Genomic DNA, 8,214 nt, shown 5'->3' with positions numbered 1-8,214 from the left:
GGGTGCACCGGGGAGCGTCCTGGGCCCCCCTTCCCGAGCCGCTGGGAAGGGGGAGTTCACAGGGGGTGGGGCGGCGGAGGTCAGCCGTTGACGGCCGGGATCACCCGCGATCCGTAGGCCTCGATCACGGCCTCCTGCGCATCGTGCATGTCGTAGACGGCGAACTGGTCCACGCCGAGCGCGCGCAGCGCCTCCAGCTTCTCGATGTGCTTCTCGACCGGGCCGATCAGGCAGAACCGGTCGACGATCTCGTCGGGCACGAACTGGGTGTCCGGGTTGCCGGCGCGGCCGTGGTGGGAGTAGTCGTAGCCCTCGCGGGACTTGATGTAGTCGGTGAGTTCGTCGGGGACGGCCGCGGAGTGCTCGCCGTACTTGGAGACGAGGTCGGCGACATGGTTGCCGACCATGCCGCCGAACCAGCGGCACTGCTCACGCGCGTGGGCGAGCGCCTCGGGCGAGTCGTCCTCGGTGACGTACGCCGGTGCGGCCACGCAGATGGTCACCTCCGCGGGGTCCCGGCCGGCGGCTGCGGCCGCGTCCTTCACGGCCTTGACCATGTACTCGGTGAGGTAGAGGTCGGCCAGCTGGAGGATGAAACCGTCCGCCTCCTCACCGGTCATCTTCAGGGCCTTGGGGCCGTACGCGGCCATCCACACGGGCAGTTCGGCGCCCTCGGCGATCCACGGGAAGCGGACGACGGTGCCACCGCCGAGGTCGGCCTCCCGTCCGCCGGCGAGGTCCCGGATGACCTTCATGGCCTCGCTGATCCGGGCCAGGGTGTTGGGCTTGCGGCCGGCCACGCGCATCGCGGAGTCGCCGCGGCCGATGCCGCAGACCGTGCGGTTGCCGAACATGTCGTTGAGGGTGGCGAAGGTGGAGGCGGTGACCTCCCAGGTGCGGGTGCCCGGGTTGGTCACCATCGGCCCGACCTTCAGGGTCGTGGTGTTGGCGAGGATCTGGCTGTAGATCACGAACGGTTCCTGCCACAGCACGGCGGAGTCGAAGGTCCAGCCGTGGGTGAAGCCGTTGCGTTCCGCCCGCTTCATCAGGCTGATCACCCGCGAGGCCGGCGGGTCGGTCTGCAGGACAAGTCCGAAGTCCATCTGCGCCACTCCTAGTTGAGGTACTGACAGGTGGATCGCGGGGTGAACACGCCGTGCCCGGCGTGCCCGGTGTACTCCCGCTCGGTGATGACGGGTTCGCCGCGCGAGAGGACCGTCTCGACCCGGCCGGTGGTGCGCTTGCCCTCGTACGCCGAGTAGTCGACGTTCATGTGGTGCGTCTCGGCGGACATGACCTGCTCGGCGTGCGGGTCGTAGATGACGACGTCGGCGTCGGCGCCCGGAGCGATCGTGCCCTTCTTCGGGTACATGCCGAACATCCGGGCCGGGGTCGCGCAGGCGATCTCGATCCAGCGGCGGCGCGAGATGTGCCCGTCGACGACCGCCTGGTGGAGGAGGTCCATACGGTTCTCCACGCCCGGCAGGCCGTTGGGGATCTTGGAGAAGTCGCCGCGGCCCAGGTCCTTCTGCCCGGTGAAGCAGAAGGGGCAGTGATCGGTGGAGACGACTTGGAGGTCGTTCGTGCGCAGCCCCCGCCACAGGGCGGCTTGGTGCTCCTTCGGCCTCAGCGGGGTGCTGCACACGTACTTCGCGCCCTCGAAGCCGGGCTCGGCGAGGTTGTCGGTGGACAGGAACAGGTACTGCGGGCACGTCTCGCCGAAGACGGGCAGTCCCTCGTCGCGGGCCCGGGCCAGCTCGGCGACCGCCTCGGTCGCCGAGACGTGCACGACGTACAGGGGCGCGCCGGCCACCTGCGCGAGTTTGATGGCACGGTGGGTGGCCTCGGCCTCCAGCAGGGCCTTGCGGACCTCCCCGTGGTAGCGGGGGTCGGTCTCGCCGCGCGCCAGCGCCTGCTCCACCAGCACGTCGATCGCGATGCCGTTCTCGGCGTGCATCATGATCAGGCCGCCGTTGTCGGCGGAGCGCTGCATGGCGCGCAGGATCTGGCCGTCGTCGCTGTAGAAGACGCCCGGGTAGGCCATGAACTGCTTGAAGGAGGTGATGCCCTCCTCGACCAGGTGGTCCATCTCCTTGAGCGTGTGCTCGTTGACGTCCGAGACGATCATGTGGAAGCCGTAGTCGATCGCGCAGTTGCCGTCGGCCTTGGCGTGCCAGGCGTCGAGGCCCTCGCGCAGGCTGTGCCCGACGCTCTGCACGGCGAAGTCGATGATCGTCGTCGTGCCGCCCCAGGCGGCGGCGCGGGTGCCGGTCTCGAAGGTGTCGGAGGCGAAGGTGCCGCCGAAGGGGAGCTCCATGTGGGTGTGGGCGTCGACGCCGCCGGGGATGACGTACTTTCCGGTGGCGTCGATGATGCGGTCGGCTGTGAAGGATTCGGCGGCGGGTGTCCCATGGGCTGCGAGGGCGGCGATTCGGCCGTCCTCGATCAGGACGTCGGCGTGGATCTCGTCGGATGCGGTGATGACGAGGCCGCCGCGGATGACTGTACGGCTGCTCATGTCGTGGTCGCTCCTCGCAGTCGGTACGTGCCGGTTGTGTGTGGCTGGTCGCGCCCGCGCGGCGGTAGCCGCATATCGAATGCAGCCCCGCGCCCCTGAAGGGCGTGCCCCTTGGCGGCGTTCTAAGGTGCTGTCAGTGGGCCGTACGCTCCCGGCGCGCGGTCCCGGTAGAACTGCCAGCGGTCGCGGACCTCTCGGAGTTTGGCCATGTCCAGGTCCCTCACCACCAGTTCGGGCTCCTTGTCGCTCGCCACCTCGCCGACGAACCGGGCTTCCGGGTCGACGAAGTACGACGTGCCGTAGAAGTCGTTGTCGCCGTACTCCTCGACGCCGACCCGGTTGATCGCGCCGACGAAGTACTCGTTGGCGACGGCCGCCGCCGGCTGCTCCAGCTGCCAGAGGTAGCCGGACAGGCCACGCGAGGTGGCGGACGGGTTGAAGACGATCTCGGCACCCGCGAGGCCGAGCGCGCGCCAGCCCTCCGGGAAGTGGCGGTCGTAGCAGATGTAGACGCCGACCTTGCCGACGGCCGTGTCGAAGACGGGCCAGCCGGAGTTGCCCGGGCGGAAGTAGAACTTCTCCCAGAATCCCCTGACCTGGGGGATGTGGGTCTTGCGGTACTTGCCGAGGTAGGAGCCGTCCGCGTCGATCACGGCGGCGGTGTTGTAGAGGATGCCGGGCTGCTCCTCCTCGTACATCGGCAGCACCAGGACGATGCCCAGTTCCTTCGCGAGGGCCTGGAAGCGGCGGACGACGGGGCCCTCGGGGATCTGCTCGGCGTACTCGTAGAAGGCCGGGTCCTGGACCTGGCAGAAGTACGGACCGTAGAACAGCTCCTGGAAGCACAGGACTTGAGCGCCCTGCGCGGCGGCGTCGCGGACCGCCTGTTCGTGGACCTGGATCATCGATTCCTTGTCGCCCGTCCAGGCGGTCTGGAAGACGGCGGCGCGGATCACTCGGCTCATCGGGACCTCCGGTCGCTCGGTGTGCCGTGAGCCTAGGGAGGGAGAAGGGCGTCTTTGAGTTGCAGCGTGTCACGTCCGAGGGCGTGCGGCGTGCCACCGTGTCACTCTTTCGTGGACCCATGTTTCACCGCCGTTTTCCCAGGTGGTCGCGTGTTTCACCGCTGTTGCGCGTCGTGCGCGAGGAGTGCGATGTGCACCGAGGCGGCCTGCTCGAAGTCGTCGAGGTCCACCCCGAGGCGGACCTGTATGGACTCCAGCCGGCGGTAGAGGGCCGGCCGGGAGACGTGGTGGAGCTGGGCGGTGCGGGACTTGTTGCGGCCGGTGGCGAGGTAGGTGCGCAGGACCGGCAGCAGGTCCTCGTCGGTCTCGCGCAGCAGCCCGTCCAGCTCCCGCTCCGCGAACGACTGCACGTGCGGGTCGTCGCGCAGCAGCCGGACCAGGCCCCGCAGGTGGACGTCCTTCAGGCGTACGACCGGTGGCAGGTCGAGGACGCCGGAGGAGTCGGCGACGGCGTCCGCGACGTGCTGGGCCTCGCGCAGTCCGGTGGGTACGTCGTCCCAGGCGGCGCTGGGTTCGGCCGCCGCCACCACCGGGTTGTCGGGGCCGGTCTCGGTGCGCAGCCGGGTCGCGAAGTGCGCGGCGAGGGCGCCCGCGTCCTGGTCGCGGGGCAGGCTGAGCAGCACGGCGGTGGCACCGTCGGCGAGTTCGGCGACCAGCCCGGGCAGGCCCAGCAGCCGCAGGAGCCGTTCGAGGCGGGCGGGGTCACCGTCGCGGACGACCAGCGGCACGAAGGTGCGCCGGTTGACCGGCAGCCCGGCGGCGCGGGCCCGGGGCAGCAGGTGCCGGGCCGGTACGACGCCGCTGACCAGGTCGGTGAGCAGGCTCTGCGCGGCCTGCTCCTCCCAGGAGCACGCCGCGCCGCCGCCGAGCATGCGGTGCAGGACGAGGGCCTCGGCGGCGCGGTCGGCCAGCAACCGTCCGGTCGCGGGGTCGCCGCGGTAGCCACACAGCACGATCCGGCCCCAGCGCTCCCCGCGCCCGCCCAGTTCGGCCCGGATCCAGCCGTCGCCCTCCGTGCCTCCCCCAGTGCCTGAACGGCCTGGGTGGTGCCCCCACGCCTGCCGGGCGATGCGCTCCCAGTCGCGCAGCACGTCGTCCACCGCGGGCCGCTCCCCCGCCGTGCCGAGGACGCGGTGGGCGAGGTTGGTGACGACGACCGGGCAGGCGCTGTGCCGGGCGACCTCGTCGAGCAGACGTTGCAGCGGGGCGCCGGCGGTGATGAGGGCGGTGAGTTCGGTGCGGACGGCCTCGGAGAGGCTGACGGCGGCGAACTTGCGGCGCACCAGCCGCGACTGGACCTCCTCGGTCAGTTCGGCGAAGGGGAACGGACGGTGCAGGACGACCATCGGCAGACCGCACCGCTCGGCCGCCCGGCGCATCACGTCCGGCGCCGCCGGGAAGGCACGGCCGAGTCCGAGGACGACGGCGGCGGCCTCGGCGCGGTGCAGCGACCGGACGTACTCGGCCTGCTTGTCCTCGTCGCCGGCGAGCAGCACACCGGTGGTGAGGACCATCTCCCCGCCGGTGAGCATCACTCCGACGTCGGCGGCCTCGGCGACGTGCACCCAGCGCACCGGCCGGTCGAGATGGCTCGCGCCGGCCACCACCTCGGGCTCCCCGGCGAGCACCCGCTCCAGGGTGAGGACCTGCCGCACCGACAGCGCGGGTTCCAGGGAATCCAGGGTGATGGTCATGGCGCCGTATCCCTTGTTCAGTGCACTGCTACGGGATGCTCCTCAGAGCGTTCTCGAGGATCGCGGCGCCTTCCTCGGCCTCCGCGACGTTGAGCGACAGCGGCGGTGCGACGCGCAGCGAACTGGTGTTGTGCCCGCCGCCCTTGCCGATCAGCAGGCCGCCCTCGCGGGCCGCCTCCAGCACGGCCGCCGCGGTCTGCGGATCGGCCTCGTCGGTCCCGGGTTTCGTGATCTCGATGCCGATCATCAGCCCGCGTCCGCGTACCTCCCGTACGGCCGGGACCTGCGCGGCGACGGCCCGCAGCCGCTCGATGAGCAGCCCGCCGACGCGCCGGGCGTTGCCCTGGAGGTCGTGCTCCAGCAGGTAGTTGAGGTTGGCGAGGCCGGCGGCCATGGTGATCTGGGTGCCGCCGAAGGTGGAGATGCTGTTGGAGTCCAGGCAGTTCATGATCTCGGAGCGGGCGACGACGCCGCCGATGGACATGCCGTTGCCGATGCCCTTGGCGAAGGTCACGATGTCGGGCGGTCCGTTGCGTCCGTGGGCCTGCCAGCCCCAGAAGTGCTCGCCGGTGCGGCCCCAGCCGGTCTGCACCTCGTCGGCGATCCACAGGATGCCCCGCTCGTGCAGCACCTCGCGGAAGGCGGCGTACAGCCCGTCCGGCGGCGCCGTGAACCCGCCGACGCCCTGGACGGGTTCGGCGATCAGCGCGGCCGGCGCGCGGGTGTGGCCGAGCAGGTCCTTCAGGTCCTCGACGCAGGCGGCGATGTAGGCCTCGTCGCTGAGGGAGGCGAAGGGGCCGCGGGTGCGCACGCCGCCGTGGACGTACAGCGTCTGGAGCGGGGACAGCGACGTCGGCGACCAGCTGCTGTTGCCGGTGATGCCGACGGCGCTGAAGGAACGGCCGTGGTAGCTGTTGCGCATCGCGAGGATCGTGTTGCTGCGCCGGTACGCCGTGGCCAGCAGCAGGGCGGTGTCGTTGGCCTCGGTGCCGGACGTGGTGAAGAAGACGCGGGCGTCCGGGATGCCGCTCAACTGGGCGATGCGCTCGGCGAGTTCGACCATCGGGCGGTTGAGGTAGAGGGTCGAGGAGTGGATGATCCGCCCGGCCTGCTCGCTCACCGCCTTGGTGACCTCGGGCAGTGCGTGGGCCGTCATGGTGGTGAGGATGCCGCCGAAGAAGTCGAGGTACCGGTTGCCCTGGGCGTCCCAGACGTGCCGGCCCTCGCCGTGGGTGAGCTCCAGCGGCTCCTCGTAGTAGAGGGCGAGCCAGTCGGGGAGCACGGCCCGGTGGCGGCCCAGGAGGTCGTTGGTCACGGCTGCACCAGCCCTTCGTAGGCGTCGGGGCGGCGGTCGCGGTAGAAGGCCCACGTCTGCCGTACCTCTTCGATGAGGTCGAGGTCGATGTCCCGGATCACCAGCTCCTCCTCGCTGTCGCTGGCGACGTCCCCCACGAACTGCCCGCGTGGGTCGACGAAGTAGCTCGTGCCGTAGAAGTCGTTGTCGCCGTACTCCTCCTGCCCGACGCGGTTGATCGCGGCGATGTAGTACCCGTTGGCGACGGCCGCGGCGGGCTGCTCCAGCCGCCACAGGTGGGAGGACAGGCTCCGGTGGGTGGCCGAGGGGTTGTAGACCAGCTGGGCCCCTGCCAGGCCGAGCTGGCGCCAGCCCTCCGGGAAGTGGCGGTCGTAGCAGATGTACACGCCGACCTTGCCGGCGGCGGTGTCGAAGACGGGCCAGCCGAGGTTGCCGGGCTTGAAGTAGAACTTCTCTCGGAAGCCCTTGAGCTGGGGGATGTGGTGCTTGCGGTACTTGCCGAGGTAGGTGCCGTCGGCATCGATCACGGCCGCGGTGTTGTAGTAGAAGCCGGGCTGCTCCGCCTCGAACACCGGCGCGACGACGACCATGCCGGTCTCGCGCGCGAGCGCCCGCATGCGCCGTACGGTCGGGCCGTCGGGGACGGGCTCGGCCCAGCGGTAGTGCTCCGGCTCCTCGACCTGACAGAAGTAGGGGCTGTTGAAGACTTCCTGGAAACCGATGATCTTCGCGCCCCGGCGGGCCGCCTCGCGGGCGTGCTCCTCGTGTTTCGCCACCATGGACTCGGTGTCGCCGGTCCAGGTGGCCTGGACCAGGGCGGCACGTACGACGTTGGCCATGAGCTGCTCCTTCGACGCGACGTCTGCGCCTCTACGCCCGTAGAAGCGGGCCGTAGAGCCACGAACGTAAGCCTCTGGCACGGGGTTGCCAAGACCATCGTCGCCAACCCGCGGGGCATTGCGCGATTCACACTCCTGTGGGTGAGTCGCCCGGGGCGGTGTATCGCCGGTCAGGCGGCGAATCCGGCGACCCGCAGGGCGTGCACAAGGTCCCAGCGCCGCTCGTCCGACACGCCCTGGGCGGCCTCCAGCAGGAGCGGCACGAGGCGCCGCGGATCGGGCTCGGCGCTGCGGGCGGCCTCCTCGGGGGTGCGGGCCCTGACGTACGCGTCGAGCAGGACGCGCACCTCGCGGTGACGCCGCTCGGCGGTCAGACCGAGGACGGCCTGGCCGACCTCGTCCGGGGGCCGTGCGACTCCCTGCCGCAGCATCTGCCGCCCGTCCACCGCCCGCCCTGCCTCGACCAGCGCGTCGGCGGCGGCGACCAGCCGCTCGGCGGGCAGCGAGGCGGCCTCCCACAGCACCGTCTGCCAGTCGGCGTCCAGCCCTGCGCGGTGCAGCCGCTCCGCGACCAGCGGATACCGGCGGGGCTCCCACGAGGCGACCTCGGCCAGCAACGCGTGGGCCTCCCCGCTGCGACCCTCGCCGCGCAGCCGGGCCAGCAGGTCGACGGTCCGGCCGACCTCGGCCAGGTCCACGGCCCCGACCGCGCCGACCTCCCGCACCGGCCGCTCCTCCACGGCCTCCTCGGCGGCTCCGGCGAAGCGCGCACCGCGGGGCGTCCGGCCGGTGCGGGAGGTCGGCGCGGTCGGGGCCGTGGACC

General features: G+C 71.1%; 7 protein-coding genes. All 7 read right to left on the bottom strand.

Features of this window, described 5'->3' with window-relative positions:
- Positions 1-80: 80 nt before the first annotated feature.
- Complete coding sequence (locus K4G64_RS37260; RefSeq protein WP_221760302.1) at positions 81-1,103, bottom strand: TIGR03842 family LLM class F420-dependent oxidoreductase; 1,023 nt, start codon at positions 1,101-1,103, stop codon at positions 81-83.
- 11 nt (positions 1,104-1,114) lie between these two features.
- Positions 1,115-2,518: a dihydropyrimidinase gene (gene hydA, locus K4G64_RS37255; RefSeq protein WP_221760301.1), complete on the bottom strand. Its 1,404-nt coding sequence runs from the start codon at positions 2,516-2,518 to the stop codon at positions 1,115-1,117.
- Between the two features lie 122 nt (positions 2,519-2,640).
- Entirely contained in the window at positions 2,641-3,483 is an 843-nt protein-coding gene (locus K4G64_RS37250) for a nitrilase-related carbon-nitrogen hydrolase (RefSeq protein WP_221760300.1), read from the bottom strand.
- Positions 3,484-3,638: 155 nt separating this feature from the next.
- A complete protein-coding gene (locus tag K4G64_RS37245) occupies positions 3,639-5,237 on the bottom strand; it encodes a PucR family transcriptional regulator (RefSeq protein ID WP_221760299.1) in 1,599 nt (532 codons plus the stop codon).
- A 28-nt stretch (positions 5,238-5,265) separates the two neighbouring features.
- On the bottom strand, positions 5,266-6,552 hold the full coding sequence (locus K4G64_RS37240; protein WP_221760298.1) for an aspartate aminotransferase family protein: 1,287 nt from the start codon (positions 6,550-6,552) through the stop codon (positions 5,266-5,268).
- The gene (locus K4G64_RS37235) at positions 6,549-7,391 is read right to left on the bottom strand and encodes a nitrilase-related carbon-nitrogen hydrolase (RefSeq protein WP_190903351.1); all 843 of its coding nucleotides are present in this window, start codon (positions 7,389-7,391) and stop codon (positions 6,549-6,551) included. The genes K4G64_RS37240 and K4G64_RS37235 overlap by 4 nt, the downstream gene beginning before the upstream one ends.
- Positions 7,392-7,561: 170 nt before the next feature.
- On the bottom strand, positions 7,562-8,214 hold a 653-nt coding region (locus K4G64_RS37230; protein WP_260461509.1), incomplete at its 5' end, for a hypothetical protein.

Origin of the sequence: Streptomyces sp. WAC04114 (assembly GCF_019733245.1) — a bacterium.
Classification (GTDB): Bacteria; Actinomycetota; Actinomycetes; order Streptomycetales; family Streptomycetaceae; genus Streptomyces; species Streptomyces massasporeus_A.
The sequence above is the reverse complement of the archived record's forward strand: the minus strand, read 5'-3'. Positions and strand labels throughout refer to the sequence as shown.